A 17,957-nucleotide genomic window follows, 5' to 3' on the forward strand; every position below is an offset into this window, starting at 1 on the left:
TCGAGCGCGAGGGGCGCGAGTGATCGACAAACGGGTGGCGTCCCTCGCCGAGGCGGTCCAGGGCCTGGCGGACGGCTCGACCGTCCTGGTCGGCGGGTTCGGCGCCGCCGGCGTCCCGGTGGAGCTGGTGCACGCCGTCCTCGACCAGGGGGCGCGGGACTTGACGATCGTCACCAACAACGCCGGCGCCGGCGAGACCGACGTCGCCGCGCTCATCCGGGAGCACCGGGTGCGGAAGATCATCTGCTCGTACCCGCGGTCGGCGGGGTCGATCTGGTTCGAGGAGTTCTACCGGGCGGGGGACATCGAGCTCGAGCTGGTCCCCCAGGGCACGCTGAGCGAGCGCATGCGTGCGGCGGGGGCGGGCCTCGGTGGCTTCTTCACCCCCGCCGGCGCGGACTCGCTGCTGGCCCGCGGCAAGGAGGTGCGGATGATCGCCGGACGGCGGCACGTCTTCGAGGAGCCGCTGCGCGGCGACCTGGCCCTGGTCAAGGCGTTGCGCGCCGACCGCTGGGGCAACCTGGTCTACAACAAGGCGGCGCGGAACTTCGGCCCGACCATGGCCACCGCCGCGGAGGTCACCGCCGTGCAGGTGCGGGAGTTCGTGGAGCTGGGCGATCTGGATGCCGAGGCAGTCGTGACCCCGGGCATCTTCGTCGACCGGGTCGTCGAGGTGGCGGAATGACCCAGCTCTCGCACACCGACATGGCTGCCCGGGTCGCCCGCGACATCCCCGACGGCTCCTACGTCAACCTGGGCATCGGCATGCCCACCCTCGTCGGCGACGTGATCTCCGCCGGCAAGGAGATCGTCTTCCACAGCGAGAACGGCATCCTGGGCATGGGCCCCGCGCCGGCGCCCGGCGAGGTGGACTGGGAGCTGATCAACGCCGGCAAGTCGCCGGTCACCCTGCTTCCCGGTGGCTCCTACTTCCACCACACCGACTCGTTCATGATGATGCGCGGCGGCCACATCGACGTCACGGTCCTGGGTGCCTTCCAGGTGTCCGAGCAGGGCGACCTCGCCAACTGGGCGACCGACGACGCGCACCTGCCCCCGGCCGTCGGCGGCGCCATGGACCTGGCCGTCGGCGCCAAGCGGGTGCTCGTGCTGATGATGCACACCACGCCCGACGGCCGGGCCAAGCTCCTGCCCGAGTGCACCTATCCGCTCACCGCCGCCCAGGTCGTGCACCGCATCTACACCGAACTCGCGGTCATCGACGTCGGCCCGGACGGGTTCGTGGTCCGCGACATGGTGGTCGGGCTCTCCCGCGAGGATCTGCAGGAGCGCACCGGTGCGTCGCTGGCCTTCGCCGACGAGGTCGCCCTCCTGGAGCCCTCCGGCAGCTGAGCTGCTCCACCGCGAGTCGGTCTCTGCCCACACCGGCTGGGCAGAGACCGATCGCGCGATAGGTCTCTGCCCACACTGGCTGGGCAGAGACCGACTGCCGCTGCAGCCCCTCCGGTCCGTCACCCGTTCGGACGGCCGCGGAACACTTCAAGCCCGTAGTGTTTGGGTCGCCGCGGATCGGGCAGGGGGGTGATCATGCTCGCGCAGTGCACCGTCGTCGTGCCGACGATCGGGCGACCGTCGCTCGACGTCCTGCTCGACGCGCTCGCCGCTGCCCCGGGCCCCCGGCCGGCCGAACTGGTCCTGGTCGACGACCGGCCCACCGGCGCCCCGCTGCACCCCGACCGGCCGGGCCTGCCGCCGGTGCGCGTGGTGCGGACCGGTGGCGGCGGCCCGGCGCGCGCGCGGAACCTGGGCTGGCGCACGGCCCGGACGGAGTGGACCGCCTTCCTGGACGACGACGTCGTCCCCGACCCCGACTGGTACGCGCGGCTGGAGCAGGACCTCGCAGGTCTGCCGGCCGACGTCGCCGGCAGCCAGGGCCGCGTCCGGGTGCCGCTGCCGCCCGACCGGCAGCCCACCGACTGGGAGCGCGGCACCGCCGGGCTGGCCGCCTCCAGCTGGATCACCGCCGACCTCGCCTACCGCCGCAGCACCCTGGCCGCGGTCGGCGGTTTCGACGAGCGCTTCCCCCGCGCCTTCCGCGAGGACTCCGACCTGGCGCTGCGGGTCATGGACACCGGCGCCCGCCTGGTGCGCGGCGAGCGCTGGATCACCCACCCGGTCCGGCCCACCGACCGCTGGGTCAGCGTCCGGGTGCAGGCCGGCAACGCCGACGACGTGCTGATGCGCCGGCTGCACGGCCCCGACTGGCGCGATCGGGCCGACGCCGCGCTCGGCCGCCGTCCCCAGCACACCGCGGTCACCGCCGCGGCACTGGCCGCGGTCGGGCTGGCCGTGGCGCGGAGGCCGGGCGCCGCGGCTGTCGCGGCCGCCGCGTGGGCGGCCGGCACGGCCGAGTTCGCCTGGCGGCGCATCGCCGCCGGTCCGCGCGACCGCACCGAGGTGAGCACCATGCTGGCCACCAGCGCGCTGATCCCGCCGCTGGCCACCTGGCACTGGCTCCGCGGGGTGGTGCAGCACGTGGGGGTCCGCCGCTGGAAGGGCCTGCCCGACCTGGTGCTCTTCGACCGCGACGGCACCCTCGTGCACGACTACCCGTACAACGGCGACCCCGCGTGGGTCCGCCCGGTGGACGGCGCGAAGGAGGCGCTGGACGCGCTGCGCACCCGCGGCGTGCGGGTCGGCGTGGTGAGCAACCAGTCCGGCGTCGCCCGCGGGTTGATCACCCGCGAGCAGGTGGCCGCCTGCATGGAGCGGCTCGACGAGCTGCTCGGCCCGTTCGACACCATCCAGTTCTGCCCGCACGGGCCCGACGACGGCTGCGGCTGCCGCAAGCCCGCCCCCGGCATGGTCGCCGCGGCCTGCGCCGAACTCGGCGTCGACCCGGCGCGCTGCGTCGTGGTCGGTGACATCGGCGCCGACGTCGAGGCAGCGGCCGCGGCCGGCGCCGTCGCGATCATGGTGCCCACCCCGGTCACCCGCAGCGAGGAGGTCGAGGCCGCCGGGCACCGGGCCGGGACCCTGACCGCCGCGGTCGACGACGTCCTGGCGGGGCGGTGGTGATGAGCCCCGGACCCGCCCCCCGCAGCCGCCGAACGGTTCTCGTCGCCCGGCTGGACAACGCCGGGGACGTCCTCCTGCAGGGCCCGCTCGTGCGCGCCGTCGCACACGGCGCCGACCGCGTGGTATTCCTCGCCGGGCCGGCCGGAGCACCCGCCGCCGAGCTGCTGCCGGGCGTCGACGAGGTGTGGACGTGGGCCTGCCCCTGGATCCTCGGCGACCCGCCGGCGGTGGACGCCGCGGACGTCGCCGCCCTGATCGGGCGCGTGCGGGCCCTCGCGCCCGATGCGGCGGTCATCTCCACGTCGTTCCACCAGTCGCCGTTGCCCCTGGCCCTGGTGCTGCGGCTGGCCGGCGTGCCGCGCATCTCGGCGATCAGCGTGGACTACCCCGGCACGCTGCTCGACGTGCGCCACCGCGTCGAGGACGACCTCCCGGAGCCCCAGCGGGCGCTGTCGCTCGCCCGGGCCGCGGGCTTCGAGCTGCCGGACGGCGACGACGGCCGGCTCGCCGTGCGACGACCCCTGCCCCCGGTCGCGCACGAGCACCGGGGCCATGATCTGTCGCCCGGGTACGTGGTCGTGCACCCCGGAGCGTCGGTGCCGGCGCGGGCCTGGCCGGCGGAGCGCTGCGCCGAGGCGGTCGAGGCGCTGGCCGACGCCGGTCACCGGGTGCTGGTCACCGGCGGGCCGGGGGAGAAAGCCCTGAGCGCGGCCGTCGCCGGGAGCCGCGGCGTCGACCTGGGCGGCGCGACGTCGCTGCCGGAGATGGCCGCGCTGCTGGACGGTGCGGTCGCGGTCGTCGTCGGCAACACCGGTCCGGCGCACCTGGCCGCCGCCGTCGGGACGCCGGTCGTGTCCCTGTTCTCGCCGGTCGTCCCGGCCGCCCGGTGGGCGCCCTACGGCGTGCCCACCGTGCTGCTCGGCGACCAGTCGGCCCCCTGCCGCGACACACGGGCCCGCGAGTGCCCCGTGCCCGGCCACCCCTGCCTGACCTCGGTGACGGCGCAGGACGTCGTCGTCGCCGTCGCCACGCTCACCACCACGGTCCAACAGCCGGCCGTTCTCCGACACCCTGTCGCAGCCCGAGAGGCGGCGCCGACACTCCAGGGGAGAACGTGAAGATCCTGATCTGGCACGTGCACGGGTCCTGGACGACGTCGTTCGTCCAGGGTGACCACGACTACCTGCTCCCGGTGACGCCGGATCGCGGTCCGGACGGTCTCGGCCGCGCCCGCACCTGGGACTGGCCGTCGTCGGCCCGCGAGGTGACGCCCGAGCAGCTGCGCGACGAGCAGGTCGACGTCGTGGTGCTGCAGCGCGTCCGCGACCTGGAGCTGGTCCGCGAATGGCTCGGCCGCGAGCCCGGCCGCGACCTGCCCGCCGTCTTTCTGGAGCACAACGCGCCGGGGCTGGAGCCCGGTGACGGCCCGGTGCCGCACACCGTGCACCCGATGGCCGACCGCGACGACATCCCGATCGCGCACGTCACCTTCTTCAACCAGCTGTTCTACGACAACGGCCGCGCCCCGGCGACGGTCATCGAGCACGGCATCGTCGACCCGGGGGAGCGGTACACCGGTGAGCTGGCCCGCGCTGCCGTCGTCACCAACGAGCCGGTGCGCCGCGGCCGGACCGTCGGCGCCGACCTGCTGCCCGGCCTCGCGCAGGCGGCACCGGTCGACGTCTTCGGCATGGGCCTGGCCGGGCTGCACGAGGCGTACGGCCTCGACCCCGACCGGGTGACCCTGCACGACGACCCGCCGCAGGCGGCGATGCACGAGGAGCTGGCCCGCCGACGGGTCTACGTGCACCCGGTGCGCTGGACGTCGCTGGGGCTCTCGCTGCTGGAGGCCATGCACCTGGGCATGCCGGTGGTCGGGCTGGCCACCACCGAGGTCGTGGCGGCCGTGCCGGCCGAGGCCGGCGTGCTCTCCACCCGGCCCGACCGGCTGTGGGCCGCCGTGCGCGAGTTCCTGCACGACGAGGGCGCCGCCCGGCTCGCCGGCAAGGCGGCCCGCGTTGCGGCGCTGGAGCGCTACGGACTCGACCGCTTCCTGCGGGACTGGGATGGGCTCTTGGAGGAGGTGACCAGGTGATGTGCTTGACAGTGCGGCGGAGCCGTTCCGCTCCGACACCGGAGGTGGGTCGATGAGGACCGACCAGCTGGGGACGTACCGGCTCAGGATCGACCTGGTATCCGAGCACGCCAGCCCGCTCGCCGCGATCGGTGGCGTCGACGCCGGCGGGCAGAACGTGCACGTCGCCGCCCTGGCCGCCGGGCTCGCCCAGCGCGGCCACGAGGTCACCGTGCACACCCGCCGCGACGACGCGGGGCTGCCCGAGCGGGTTTCCACGCCGGACGGGTACGACGTCGTGCACGTCACCGCCGGACCGGCCGAGGCGCTGCCCAAGGACGAGCTGCTCCAGCACATGCCCGCGTTCGCGCGGGTGCTGCGGCACGGCTGGGCCGCGCAGGCACCCGATGTCGTGCACGCGCACTTCTGGATGAGCGGCCTGGCGTCGGTCGAGGCGTCGGCCAGCCTGCTCACGCCGGTGCCGGTGCTGCAGACCTTCCACGCCCTCGGCTCGGTCAAGCGCCGGCACCAGGGCGACGCCGACACCTCGCCCGCCGAGCGGATCGACCTCGAGCGCGGGCTGTGCCGCGACGTCGGCCACGTCGTCGCCACCTGCTCCGACGAGGTCTTCGAACTGCGCCGCCTCGGGCTGCCGAGCGACCGGGTCTCGATCGTCCCCTGCGGCGTGGACACCTCGGTGTTCACCCCCCGCGGCCCGGTCGCACCCCGGACCGAGCGCACGCGCCTGCTGGTCCTCGGCCGGCTCGTCGAGCGCAAGGGCCAGGACGACGCCGTCCGGGCCCTGCGCGCGGTGCCGGAGGCCGAGCTGGTGGTCGTCGGCGGCCCGCCGACCGACGCGATCGACGCCGATCCGGAGGTGCAGCGGCTGCGCGGCATCGCCGCCGAGGCCGGCGTGGCCGACCGGCTGGTCTTCGCCGGGTCCGTGGCCCGCGCCGACGTGCCGGCCTGGGTGCGCTCGGCCGACGTCGTCCTCGCCGTGCCCTGGTACGAGCCGTTCGGCATCACGCCGCTGGAGGCCATGGCCTGCGGGCGCCCCGTCGTCGCCACCGCCGTCGGCGGGCTGCAGGACACCGTCGCCGACGGGGTCACCGGTGACCTGGTGCCGCCCCGCGACCCCGAGCGGCTGGGCGAGGTGCTCGCCGCGCTGCTCACCGACGACGAGCGGCGCGCCGCCTACGGCGCCGCCGGCGTGAAGCGGGCCCGCGCCCGCTACCGCTGGGCCCGCGTCGTCGCCGACACCGAAACCGTCTACCGGCAGGTGCTCGCCCGCCGCCGTCCCGTGGAGGTCGCCCGATGAGCAGCATTCCGATGAGTGCGGCCCCGAACACCACCGCTCCGTCCTCCAATGCGGAGGCCGTCTCGCCCGACACCTGCACCCACCTCACCGGTGCCGACCACGTCGCCTCGCTGACCGCGGCGCTCGGCTCGTTGAACGGCCAGCTGGACGTGCTCGACCGGTGGGGCCGGCAGCTGGCCGGCGTGCTGTGCGGCGAGTCCCGCGGCCGGCTGCTCGCCGCCGGCAACGGGGGCAGCGCCGCCCAGGCCCAGCACCTCACCGCCGAGCTGGTGGGCCGCTACCGCGCCGACCGGCCACCGTTCTCCGCCATCTGCCTCACCGCGGAGACCTCGTCGCTGACCGCCATCGCCAACGACTACCCGGCCGACGAGCTGTTCGCCCGCCAGGTGGAGGCGCACGGGCGGGCCGGTGACGTGCTGATCCTGCTGTCGACGTCGGGCCGCTCGCCCAACGCCGTCGCCGCCGCCCGCCGGGCCCGCGAGTGCGGCATCACCACGCTGGCCCTCACCGGCCCGGCGCCCAACCCGCTGGCCGCCGCCGCCGACGACGCGGTCTGCATCGACTCCCCGTGGACGGCGACCGTGCAGGAGTGCCACCTGGTCGCCCTGCACCTGGTCTGCGCCGCCTTCGACGCGGCCGTGCTGAGCGAGCCCTCGCGGGTCCCGTCCGGGCCGACGCTGGGGACCGCCCGGTGACCCGCCGCGATCCCGCGTTCATGGCCGTGCGTGCGGATCCCCGGCCGCTGGTCGTCGTCGGAGACGCATTGCTCGACGTCGACCTGGTGGGGTCGGCGTCCCGGCTGACCCCCGATGCGCCGGTCCCGGTGGTCGAGGACATCGAGCGACGGGAACGCCCCGGCGGCGCCGCGCTGGCCGCGGTCATCGCCGCGGCGGCCGGGCGCCGCGAGGTCGTCCTCGTGGCCCCGATCGACTCCGACGAGGGCGCCGACCGGCTGCGCGCCCTGCTGGCCGGCCGGGTCCGGCTGATCGAGATCCCGGCCACCGGCGGCACCGCGGTCAAGCAGCGGGTGCGGGTGGGCGACCACTCCGTCGCCCGGCTGGACAGCGGTGCGCCGGTGGCGGCGCTCGGTGAGCTGCCGGCCGAGGCCGCCGCCGCCATCGGGAACGCGGCCGCGGTGCTGGTCGCCGACTACGGCCGTGGGACGACCGCGGACCCCGCCGTCCGCGCCGCGCTGACCGCCGCACGGGGGCCGGTGGTCTGGGACCCGCACCCCCGGGGCGCCGACCCCGTGCCCAGCGCCCGCCTGGTGACCCCGAACGGCGCGGAGGCCGCCCGGGTGGCCGCCGCGGCCGGCGTGGACGCCGAGGGCAGCGGCCTGGCCGCGGTCGGTACCCGCGCGGAGTCGCTCATCCGGCACTGGAGGGTCGGGGCGGTGGCGGTGACGCTCGGCTCCCGCGGCGCGCTGCTCTCCTACGGCTCCGGGGCGCCGATGGTCGTGCCCGCGGTCACGGTCACCGGCGGGGACCCCTGCGGAGCCGGTGACTCCTTCGCCGCCGCCGCGGCGCTCGCCCTGGCCGACGGGGCCGTCACCGGTGAGGCCGTGGCCGCCGCGGTCGCGTTCGCGTCGGCGTTCGTGGCCCGCGGCGGGGCATCGGCCTGGGACGCCGCCGAGCCGGCCGAGCCGGATGTCGTTCCCGAGCCGGGTGCGGACGCGGTGATCTCCCGCGTCCGGGCGGCCGGCGGCACCGTCGTCGCCACCGGGGGGTGCTTCGACCTGCTGCACCCCGGCCACGTGGCCACCCTGCGCGCGGCCCGGGGCCTCGGCGACTGCCTGATCGTGTGCATCAACTCCGACGACTCGGTGCGCCGGCTCAAGGGCCCGTCGCGGCCGTTGGTCACCGCGACCGACCGCGCCCGCGTGCTGGAGGCGCTGGAGTTCGTCGACGCCGTGGTCGTCTTCGGCGAGGACACCCCCGCCGAGGTGCTCGACCGGCTGCGCCCGGACGTCTGGGCCAAGGGCGGCGACTACGCCGGCGCCGACCTGCCCGAGGCCGAGGTGCTGCGCGGCTGGGGCGGCCAGGCCGTCGTCCTGCCCTACCTCGACGGGCACTCGACCACGGCGCTGGTGGAGCGCTCGCAGGTGTGATGCCCGCCCCCGGAGTGGCAGGCATAGGAACCTATGCCTATGGATTCGGGCCCCATTCCATAGGCATAGGTTCCTATGCCTCGGTTCCCGTGAGGGGCGGGCAGCCGGTGGCGGTGGTGCTGCGGCCGCTGGGGCTCGGCGACCTGCTCACCGGCGTGCCCGCCATCCGGGCGATCCGGGCCGCGGTCCCCGATCACCGGCTGGTCCTGGCGACGACGGAGCCGCTGCGGCCGCTCGCCGAGCTGATCGACGCCGTCGACCAGGTGCTGCCCGCCCGCGAGCTCGAGCCGCTGGACTGGTCGGGACCACCGCCGGAGCTCGCCGTCGACCTGCACGGCAAGGGCCCGGCCTCGCACGTGGTCGTGGCCGGCCTGCACCCGCAGCGCCTGCTCACCTTCGCCAGCCCCGGGTACCCCGGCCCGACCTGGCTCCCCGGCGAGCACGAGGTGCGGCGATGGTGCCGGCTGGTCTCCGAGGGGCTGGGCGTCGAGGCCGATCCCGATGCCCTCGATCTCGCCGTCCCGGCCGTGCCGCCGCCGGTGCGCGACGTCGCCGTCGTCCACCCGGGTGCCGCCTACCCCGGGCGGCGCTGGCCGGCCGACCGGTTCGCCGCGGTCGCCCGGCACCTCGCCGGCGCCGGCCACGACGTCCGGATCACCGGCGGCCCGGGCGAGGTGGAGCTGGCGCGGTCGGTGGCCTCGGCCGCCGGCCTGGGGGAGGGGTGCGTGCTCGCCGGGTGGACGACGTCGATGGAACTGGCCTCGGTGGTCGCCGCCGCGCGGGTCGTCGTCTGCGGCGACACCGGCGTCGCGCACCTGGCGTCGGCCTACCGACGGCCGTCGGTGGTGCTGTTCGGCCCGGTGTCCCCGGCGCTGTGGGGCCCGCCGGCGCGGGCGCAGCACGTCGTCCTCTGGCACGGCGACGGCACCGGCGACCCCTGGGGCACCGAACTCGACCCGGCGCTGGCGCGCATCACCGTCGACGAGGTCGTCGCAGCCCTCGACCGGCTGCCCGACGCCGCCCACCGACCCCGGGCATAGGAAGCTATGCCTACGCTTCGGCGCCGCGGGACGTATGCATAGCCTCCTATGCCCGTGCGGGGTTCGGCCGGGGTTCAGCCGCGTTGGCGGAGGGCGTCGAAGAGGACGGTCTGCAGGTCGCTCTCGTCGACCGCGGAGTACGCCGCCCCGCCGGTCGCGTCGGCGATCTGCTCGAGCGCGGTCAGGTCGGCGTCCGGGCCGAGCGCCACCCCGATGACCTTGATGGGCCGCTCGGGATCGGCCTCGGCGGCGAGCGTGATCAACAGGTTGTCCAGGGTGAGGCCGTTCTGGTCGTCCTCGTTGGTGCCGTCGGTGAGGACCAGGACGCTGTTGACCGCGGTCGGGTCGTAGTTCTCCCGCGCGGCCCGCACCGCGGCCAGCGTCGTGTCGTACAGGCCGGTGCCGCCCGGGGTCAGCCGGTCGGGGATGGTGTCGAGCTGGTCGTCGAGGATCTCCCGCTGCGTGGTGTCGCCGACGAGGGTCTCGAGCTCACGGGTGGGCACCAGCTCGGTCCAGTCCTGCTCGCCGTCGAGCTGGTAGGCGAACGCCCACAGGCCGAGCGCGAAGTCGCCGGGCACGAGCGAGAGCGTGGCTTTCGCCGTGTCCCGGGCCAGGGTCGCGCGCGTCCCCTCACCGACCGGCGCCTCCATGGACGTCGAGACGTCGAAGACCGCGAGGATCCGGGAGGGATCCGCCAGGTTGCTCAGCTGCGCCACCAGCGCCTGGACGGCGGCGGGTTCCAGCTCGAGGGCGGTGGGCGCCTCGGCCCGGATCCCGGCGTCGGCGGCGTCCGGGGGCACGGCGCCGTTCCCGTCGCGGAAACCGGCGTCGACGGCCGCGGTGCGCGCCGCGTCCGAGGTCAGTGCGCGGACGACCGCTGCCACGGCGAGGGCCTGGTCGCCGTCCGGCGACCCCACCCGCACGACCGGGTAGTCCAGCACCGGGCTGCCCTCGCCCGGGTAGACGGCGACGAGCGCGGACGCCTCGGCGGCGGTGTTGATCTCGTAGACCTCCTGTTCGCTGACCGGGACCAGCGGGGCATCGGCACCGCCCTTCAGGCCCGCGGCCAGGCCCTCCGCGGCGGACAGCGCGGGCCCGCGCTGGGCGGCCAGCACGGCCTGCACGACGGCGTTGCCGGCCGCCTCGCCGCCGCCGAGCGCGGTGCTCACGGCGGTGAGCGCGGCCAGCCCCTCGGCGCTCGTGGCGAGGTCGGGAACCGCGACCGGGTGCGCGCCGGCCAGGGCGGCGCCCCATCCGGGTGGCTGGTCGGCCCAGCCGAGGGCGTCGACGGCGGCCTGGCTGGTGGCCAGCACGACCGGCGACGTGGCCAGCGAGCCCACCACCTCCAGCGGTGCCTCGGCCGCGCGGGCCGCCCACAGCGACGAGTCGGGTACCCACACGCCGGGCAGCGCGTCGGCCGCCAGGGCAGACAGGTCGCCGACGGTCTGCAGCGGCTGCTGGGTGGCCACGGTGGTCTCGACGCAGAGACGCTCCTCGACGACGATCTCCGCGGGGAGGATCCGCTCGGTCAGCTCGCCCAGCTCGGGGGCGACGGTGACCGCCACGGTCGCGCGGTCGTCACAGCCGCCGCTACCGGTCAGCCACCAGGCGAGGCCGCCGCCGGCCAGCACCACGGCCAGCGCTGCGGCGATGAGGACGGGCGGCACCGGACGGCGACGTGCGGTGGTATCGGCGTGGCGGCCCATGCTCGCTCTCTGAGGTCGACTCGGGGTGGGCGCGGCTCCCCCGAGCCCGCCGCTCCAGGTTAGAGGGCGACCGCGCCGCTCCGGGGTGACCCTCGTCGCACGCCGGGGTCAGACGGCCTGCACCCGCGCGGTCTGCCGCTGGGCGGCGAACCAGTCGACGGTGCGGCGCAGCCCCTCCTCCGAGGGCACCCGAGGCCGCCAGCCGAGCAGCTGCTCGGCGCGCGTGGTGTCCGGGCGGCGCACCTTGGGGTCGTCGACGGGCAGGTCGATGTAGTCGATGGGGGAGCCGGAGCCGGTGAGCTCGACGATCCACTCGGCCAGCCGCAGCATCGACAGCTCGTCGGGGTTGCCGATGTTGACCGGGCCGGTGTGGGCGGAGAACGCCATCGCGAGGATGCCGGCGACGGTGTCGTCGACGTAGCAGATGGAGCGCGTCTGGGACCCGTCCCCGGCCACCGTCAGGGGGCGGCCCTCGAGCGCCTGGTTCACGAACGCCGGGATGGCGCGGCCGTCGTCGGCGCGCATCCGGGGGCCGTAGGTGTTGAAGATCCGCACGATGCCGGTGTCGGTGCCCTTCGACGTCCGGTAGGCGGTGGTCATGGCCTCGCTGAACCGCTTGGCCTCGTCGTAGACCCCGCGGGGGCCGACCGGGTTGACGTTGCCCCAGTACTCCTCGGTCTGCGGGTGCTGCAGCGGATCGCCGTAGACCTCCGACGTCGACGCCAGCACGTACCGGGCGCCCTTGTCGTGCGCCAGGCCGAGGGTGTGCAGGGTGCCGAGGCTGCCGACCTTCAGCGTCTCGATCGGCATCTTCAGGTAGTCGATCGGGCTGGCCGGCGAGGCGAAGTGCAGCACGAGGTCGACCGGGCCGGGGACGTGCACGTAGTCGGTGACGTCGCAGCGGACCAGGCGGAACCCGGGGTGCTCCATCAGGTGGAGGACGTTCTCCGGGGAACCGGTGAGGAAGTTGTCGAGGCAGACCACCTCGACCCCGCGCTCGAGCAGCTGCTCGCACAGGTGCGAGCCCAGGAACCCCGCCCCTCCGGTGACGACCGCCCGGCGGATCGTCCGTGTCTCGCGTGCCGGCCCGCTGACCATCGCCGTCCTCCTCGCCCGCGCGCGGGAGCGCGCTGCAGCACCCCCTACCCGGAGATCAACTCCGCACACACTTCGATCCCGAAGTGTCGGGGCGGCGGTCCACCCGAACGTGGACGGGCCGCCGGCCTCCCGAAGGAGACCGGCGGCCCGGTGCACGGTGGGGTCAGCCGATCAGCCGGCCGGCTCCTCCTCGGGGATGGCGTCCGCCGGCGGGGTGGACTCCTCGCCGGTGTACTCCTCGATCGGGGCGTCACCGATGTCGGTCACCAGCACCGGGGTCAGCTGCTCGGAGCCGCCGTCGGGGGTGATCCGGGCGAGCGACATGCCGCTGATGCCGAGGTGGCTCTCCTCCGAGTAGCGGAACGGCGCCAGGCCGGGGCCCTGCCAGTCCTCGCCGATCTGCTCGACGATCTCGACGAAGTCGTCACGCGTGGGGTTCCGCCCAGCCGCCTGCAGCGCCTGCACCATGGTGTATGCCTGGCTCATGCCGTAGATGCGGTAGTTGGTGAGCTCACCCTCGCCACCGCACTCGTCCCAGATCCGCTGGAACTCCTGCACCCAGGGGTTGTCGGTCTCGTCGACCGTCGGCAGGTAGTCGGTGGTGATGGCGCCGGCCAGCAGACTGGCGTCGCTCACCGCACCCTGGGAGAAGCTGTTCAGCAGTCGCCCGACCAGCGCCGGGTCCGACCCGACGTTGGAGTAGAACCACTGCTCCGGCTGGAAGCCCAGCTGAGCTGCGGCCAGCTGCGACAGCGCCGTGTAGCTGGGCACGGTGAAGCCGACGACGACGTCGGCGCCGGCCGCCTGCAGCGCGGCGATCTGCGGACCGATGTTGGTGTTGCCCGGGACGTAGCGCTCGACGGCGACGATCTGGTCGTCGGAGAGGTACTGCCGCAGGCCGGCCTCGCCGTCCTCGCCGAAGTCGTCGTCCTGCAGGAAGAGGCCGACGTTGGCGTCCGGGAAGTTCTCGGCGATGTACTGGCCGATAATCTTCCCCTCGCTCATGTAGTCGGTCTGCCAGCCGAACGTGTAGGGGTACTCATCGGGCTGGGCGCCCCACAGCAGCGAGCCGGATGCCACGAACATGTCGGGCACCCCCTCGGCGTTGAGGAACTCGAGGACCGCGCTGTGCGTCGGGGTCCCGAGGCCGCCCATGATCGCGAAGACCTCGTCCTCGAGCACCAGCTGGTTGACCACCTGGGCGGTCTGGGTCGGGTTGTAGGCGTCGTCGCGGTAGATCCACTCGATCTCGCGGTCGTAGATCCCGCCCGCCTGGTTGACGCAGTCGAAGTAGGCCTCGACGCCGGTGGGGATCTCGCTGTAGCCGGGGGCGGCCACACCGGTCAGCGGGTAGTGCGAGCCGAGCGTGATGGTGTCCTCGGTGATGCCGATGTCGGAGGCCTCGTTCTCACCATCGGCGCTGGCGCTGACGCCACCGCCGTCCCCGTCGTCGCCCCCGGCGCCGCAGGCGGCGAGGGTGGCGAGCATGGAAGCGGCGGCCATGGTGGACAGAAGCCGTCGGGAGGATCTGGACAACAGTTCTCCTCTGATGCGGCCCGGGCATCGGTGCCCGGGAGTCTGGATGGGATGGAGCGGCCGGGATCGGCGAGACGATCGGGTCGTGCTCACCCCCTGCTGCCGGGAGCCGACGTGGCCCCCGCGGCCTGCTGGGCTGCGATCTGCCGCTTGGCCTTGCGCGTCAGCCAGCGCATTTTGATCGTGCCGACGAAGCCGGCCGGCGCGAAGATCATCACCACGATGAGCACCACGCCGTAGACGAGCGGCGCCAGCTGGGCGGCCTCGGTGTTGTTCAAGCCGAAGTCGGCACCCAGGTTCGTGACGAACGGCGGCAGGAAGACCAGCAGCGCCGAGCCGAGCAGCGCGCCGAGCAGGCTGCCGAGGCCGCCGATCACGATCGCGGTGAGCAGCGACAGCGACAGCACGATGGTGAAGCCGCTGGGTGCGGCCAGTCGGACGACGATCGCCAGGACCCCGCCGGCCAGGCCCGCGGCGGCGGCGCTCACCACGAACGCCAGCACCCGCCACGCGCCGAGGTTGATGCCGGCCAGCTCAGCGGCGACCTCCTGGTCGCGCACCGCTCGCCAGGTGCGCCCGATCCGGCTGCGGACCAGGTTGGCCAGCAGGAAGTAGGTGATCAGCAGGCAGACGACGCCGATGTAGGCCAGCCACTTGGTGTTCGACGCGTTGCCGCCCGACACGAAGCCGATGAACGCGTCGAACGACTCCGGCGCGCGAGGCGCGCTCACCCGCAGGCCCTGCTCACCGCCGAGCCAGTCGTGGAAGTAGATGGCCAGGCCGGGGATGCCGACCGCCAGTGCCAGCGTCGCCCCGGCCAGGTACGGGCCGTGCAGGCGGGCGGCGGCGACGCCGACCAGAGCGCCCACGAGAGTGGCGACCACCACGGCGGCCAGGAAGATGACTGCCAGGGGCAGCGGCTCCTCGGCGGCGAGGAACAGCGCCGTGGTGTAGGCGCCGACCGCCATGAGCGCGCCGTGGCCGAGCGAGATCTGGCCGTTCATGCCGGTGAGCACGGTGAGTCCGCCGGCGGCGATGGCGTAGTAGCTCAGCTGCGCCAGCTGCGAGTTGGTGAAGGAGTCGGTGAGCTCCAGCACGGCGACCGCGACGACCGCTGCGATCAGCAGCACCAGCAGATGCCGCAGCAGCGTGGACTCCGGCAGGAACGTCCGGCCGGTGCGGGCCGGCGCCGAGGGGGCGTCGGCCGCAACCGTGGTCTCGCCGGGGGCCTGGGACGCCGCCTTGCCCGGGGCGTCTTCGGGGGTCCGCAGTTCGCTCATCGTCATGCCCTCCGTGCCACGGTGCTGGAGAAGAGACCGCCGGGGCGCACGAGCAGCACCACCATGAGGATCACCAGCGCCGCGACGTTGACCAGCGCGCTGCCGCGCTCGACGTAGCCGCTGACGTAGCTCAGCGCCAGGCCGAGGAGCAGCCCGCCGACGATCGCGCCGATGGGGGAGTCCAGCCCGCCGAGCACCGCGGCGACGAAGCCGAAGATGATCAGGCTGTCCATGTAGGCCGGCCAGACGAACTCACCGCCGGCGATGAGGATCCCGGACAGCGCCCCGACCACCGCGGCCAGCGCCCAGCCCAGCGTCAGCATCCGGCCCACCCGGACGCCGAGCAGGCGGGCGACCTCCTGGCCGAAGGCCGAGGCGCGCATCGCCAGGCCGACGCGGGTGAACCGGAACAGCGCGACGAGCAGCGCCATCGTGACGATGACCGCGAGGGCCACGAAGATGCTGTTGGGCGTCAGCGCGATGGTGGTGCCGCCGATCTCGAGCCCGCGCAGACCGAACGGTGCCGGGAAGCTCTGGAACGACGAGCCGAAGAGGATCGCGATCAGCGCCTGGATCGCGACGAACAGGCCGAGGGTGACGATGACCGCGTTGAGCTCGGGCCCGCCCTCGACCGGCCGGATGACGACCCGCTCCACGATCGCGCCCAGGGCGAAGCCGCTGAGCAGCGCGGCCGCGAAGGCCAGCCAGTAGGACATCCCGCCCTGGATGAGGGCGAGGGCGATGAAGGTGGTGAGGGCGGCCATCGCGCCCTGGGCGAAGTTGACGATCCGGGTGGACCGCCAGATCAGCACCAGGGCGAGCGCGAAGGCGGCGTAGATGGTGCCCTCGATCAGCCCGGTGATGGTGACGTTCACGAAATAGGTCACGACGATGCGTCTTCCTGACTCTGCGGGCGGCTCAGAAGCCGAGATAGGCGTGCCGGAGCTGCTCGTCGGCCATCAACGTGCGCGCGTCGTCGGTGACGACGACCCGGCCGAGGTTGAGGACGACGCCGATGTCGGCGACCGACAGCGCACTCCGGGCGTTCTGCTCGACGAGCAGGACCGACAGGCCTTCGCTGTCGACCAGTTGGCGGAGCAATCCGAAGATCTGCGCGACGATCTTCGGGGCCAGGCCCAGCGAGGGCTCGTCGAGGAGCAGCACGCGGGGGCGGGCCAGCAGCGCGCGGCCGATGACCAGCATCTGCCGCTCGCCGCCGGACAGCGTGTGCGCGTGGTTGTCGCGCCGCTCCGCGATGCGCGGGAAGAGGTCGTAGACCCGGTCGAACTCCTCCTTGCCGACTTTTCCGCGGAACAGCGAGCCCACCCGCAGGTTCTCGTCGACGGTGAGCTCGGCGATCACGCCGCGGCCCTCGGGGACGTGCGACATCCCCTTGGCGACCATCGACTCGACGCGCGCCTTGGTGATGTCCTCACCGTCCAGGCGGACGCGCCCCCCGGTGGGCCGGACCAGCCCGCTGATCGTGCGCAGCAGGGTGGTCTTGCCGGCGCCGTTCGCGCCGAGGACGGCGGTGATCCGGCCGGTGTCGGCCCGCAGGGTGACGCCGTCCAACGCTCGGACCGGTCCGTACGAAGCGCTGAGGTCCTCCACCTCGAGCAGGGCGGTCGTCGTGGCGCTGCCGGCTGCCGCCGGCATGGCGGTGGCGCCGCGCGTGGTCTCAGACACGGGTGGCTCCTCCTTCCGGCGTGCTCGCCGTCGTCGGCCCGGCCTCGACCTCGTCGCCGAGGTAGGCCTCGGTCACCGCAGGATCGGCCTGCACCTCCGCGGGCGTGCCGGCCGCGATCTGGATGCCGGAGTCGAGGACGGTGATGCGGTCGCACACCCGCATGACCAGGTCCATGTGGTGCTCGACCAGCAGGACACTCATCTGGCCGGACAGGCTGCGGACGAGGTCGCCGAGCTCGTGCATCTCCTCCTCGGACAGGCCGCTGGCCGGCTCGTCGAGCAGCAGCAGGTCCGGCTCGGCGACCAGCGCGCGTGCCAGCGCGACGCGCTTCTGCACCGGGTACGGCAGCGAGCCGGGGTAGCGACCGGCGTACTGCTCGGCGTCCAGCTCGGTGAGCGCGTGCATCGCCCGCTCGCGCAGCCGGTGCTCATCCTTGTCCGAGGTCGGGAGCGCGAACAGCGCGGAGAAGAAGCCGGCCTTCGCGTGCCGGTGCGCGCCGACCATCACGTTCTCGAGGACGGTCATCAGCGGGAACAGGCCGACGCCCTGCAGCGTGCGGGCGATGCCGAGGCCGGTGAGCTGTGCGGGCTTCAGGCGGCGCAGCTCCTGCCCGCGCCACGTGATCCGGCCGGCCGACGGGCGCACCAGTCCACAGGCGACGTTGAACAGGGTCGTCTTGCCGGCTCCGTTGGGACCGATGAGCCCGTGCACCTGGCCCGGCTCCACGGTGAGCGAGACGTCGGTGAGCGCCGCGACGCCGCCGAAGGCGACGTTGATGCCGCTCATCTCGAGCCGGGAGGTGGGCGCGTCGTCGGGTGGCTGGCTGCCGGAATGCCTGAGCGGCTGCGCCAAGGGGCCCACTGCTCCTCTTCGTCAGGGGATCACCGTCCGGGCATGCCGAACGGCCTCGATCGGGTCACGAGTATTTCTGGTGAGCCTGCCCGGCGGTGTTCGCGGTCACAATGGGCGCACCGCACAGCGATCCCGAGGTCGGGTTGTGCTGTCCGTCGGCGCCGTGGAGCCGGTTCCCGACCCGCTGCGGGCGTCGATTGGGTCACGCTTCGGTGGCGCC

16 protein-coding genes are annotated in these 17,957 nt (G+C 74.2%); 9 read left to right on the forward strand and 7 right to left on the reverse strand.

Annotated elements, in window-relative coordinates:
• The first annotated feature begins 19 nt into the window (after positions 1-19).
• From BLASA_RS01985 to BLASA_RS02025, 9 genes are all read left to right on the forward strand, one after another.
• Positions 20-685 (forward strand): 3-oxoacid CoA-transferase subunit A, encoded by a 666-nt coding sequence (locus BLASA_RS01985; protein ID WP_014374323.1) that lies wholly within the window; start codon positions 20-22, stop codon positions 683-685.
• Positions 682-1,353, forward strand: a complete 672-nt coding sequence (locus BLASA_RS01990; protein WP_014374324.1) for a 3-oxoacid CoA-transferase subunit B — start codon at positions 682-684, stop codon at positions 1,351-1,353. Before BLASA_RS01985 ends, BLASA_RS01990 begins: the two co-directional genes overlap by 4 nt.
• Positions 1,354-1,548: 195 nt before the next feature.
• Positions 1,549-3,039: an HAD-IIIA family hydrolase gene (locus BLASA_RS01995; protein WP_014374325.1), complete on the forward strand. Its 1,491-nt coding sequence runs from the start codon at positions 1,549-1,551 to the stop codon at positions 3,037-3,039.
• Complete coding sequence (locus BLASA_RS02000) at positions 3,039-4,157, forward strand: glycosyltransferase family 9 protein (protein ID WP_014374326.1); 1,119 nt, start codon at positions 3,039-3,041, stop codon at positions 4,155-4,157. Before BLASA_RS01995 ends, BLASA_RS02000 begins: the two co-directional genes overlap by 1 nt.
• Entirely contained in the window at positions 4,154-5,134 is a 981-nt protein-coding gene (locus BLASA_RS02005; RefSeq protein ID WP_014374327.1) for a glycosyltransferase, read from the forward strand. Before BLASA_RS02000 ends, BLASA_RS02005 begins: the two co-directional genes overlap by 4 nt.
• A gap of 52 nt (positions 5,135-5,186) precedes the next feature.
• Positions 5,187-6,431 (forward strand): glycosyltransferase, encoded by a 1,245-nt coding sequence (locus tag BLASA_RS02010; protein ID WP_014374328.1) that lies wholly within the window; start codon positions 5,187-5,189, stop codon positions 6,429-6,431.
• A complete protein-coding gene (locus BLASA_RS02015; protein WP_014374329.1) occupies positions 6,428-7,126 on the forward strand; it encodes a D-sedoheptulose-7-phosphate isomerase in 699 nt (232 codons plus the stop codon). Before BLASA_RS02010 ends, BLASA_RS02015 begins: the two co-directional genes overlap by 4 nt.
• Complete coding sequence (rfaE2, locus tag BLASA_RS02020) at positions 7,123-8,538, forward strand: D-glycero-beta-D-manno-heptose 1-phosphate adenylyltransferase (RefSeq protein WP_014374330.1); 1,416 nt, start codon at positions 7,123-7,125, stop codon at positions 8,536-8,538. Before BLASA_RS02015 ends, rfaE2 begins: the two co-directional genes overlap by 4 nt.
• Before the next feature lie 107 nt (positions 8,539-8,645).
• Positions 8,646-9,578, forward strand: coding sequence for a glycosyltransferase family 9 protein (locus tag BLASA_RS02025; RefSeq protein WP_014374331.1), 933 nt, complete (start codon positions 8,646-8,648; stop codon positions 9,576-9,578).
• Positions 9,579-9,652: 74 nt separating this feature from the next.
• Here the strand turns inward: BLASA_RS02025 and BLASA_RS02030 are convergent, their stop codons facing one another.
• The 7 genes from BLASA_RS02030 to BLASA_RS02060 all read right to left on the reverse strand — a co-directional run bounded on the left by BLASA_RS02030 (position 9,653) and on the right by BLASA_RS02060 (position 17,746).
• Positions 9,653-11,284 carry a VWA domain-containing protein gene (locus BLASA_RS02030; protein ID WP_014374332.1) on the reverse strand — a complete coding sequence of 544 codons (1,632 nt, stop codon included), beginning with the start codon at positions 11,282-11,284 and terminating at the stop codon, positions 9,653-9,655.
• 108 nt (positions 11,285-11,392) lie between these two features.
• The gene (locus BLASA_RS02035) at positions 11,393-12,382 is read right to left on the reverse strand and encodes a UDP-glucuronic acid decarboxylase family protein (protein ID WP_014374333.1); all 990 of its coding nucleotides are present in this window, start codon (positions 12,380-12,382) and stop codon (positions 11,393-11,395) included.
• A 171-nt stretch (positions 12,383-12,553) separates the two neighbouring features.
• Positions 12,554-13,918 (reverse strand): ABC transporter substrate-binding protein, encoded by a 1,365-nt coding sequence (locus tag BLASA_RS02040; protein ID WP_231839532.1) that lies wholly within the window; start codon positions 13,916-13,918, stop codon positions 12,554-12,556.
• An 89-nt stretch (positions 13,919-14,007) separates the two neighbouring features.
• On the reverse strand, positions 14,008-15,198 hold the full coding sequence (locus BLASA_RS02045; RefSeq protein WP_166486452.1) for a branched-chain amino acid ABC transporter permease: 1,191 nt from the start codon (positions 15,196-15,198) through the stop codon (positions 14,008-14,010).
• A gap of 2 nt (positions 15,199-15,200) precedes the next feature.
• Positions 15,201-16,085, reverse strand: coding sequence for a branched-chain amino acid ABC transporter permease (locus BLASA_RS02050; protein WP_014374336.1), 885 nt, complete (start codon positions 16,083-16,085; stop codon positions 15,201-15,203).
• Between the two features lie 31 nt (positions 16,086-16,116).
• Positions 16,117-16,884, reverse strand: coding sequence for an ABC transporter ATP-binding protein (locus tag BLASA_RS02055; protein ID WP_014374337.1), 768 nt, complete (start codon positions 16,882-16,884; stop codon positions 16,117-16,119).
• Positions 16,877-17,746 (reverse strand): ABC transporter ATP-binding protein, encoded by an 870-nt coding sequence (locus BLASA_RS02060; protein ID WP_014374338.1) that lies wholly within the window; start codon positions 17,744-17,746, stop codon positions 16,877-16,879. Before BLASA_RS02060 ends, BLASA_RS02055 begins: the two co-directional genes overlap by 8 nt.
• Between the last annotated feature and the right edge of the window lie 211 nt (positions 17,747-17,957).

Origin of the sequence: Blastococcus saxobsidens DD2 (assembly GCF_000284015.1) — a bacterium.
Taxonomy (GTDB): Bacteria; Actinomycetota; Actinomycetes; order Mycobacteriales; family Geodermatophilaceae; genus Blastococcus; species Blastococcus saxobsidens_A.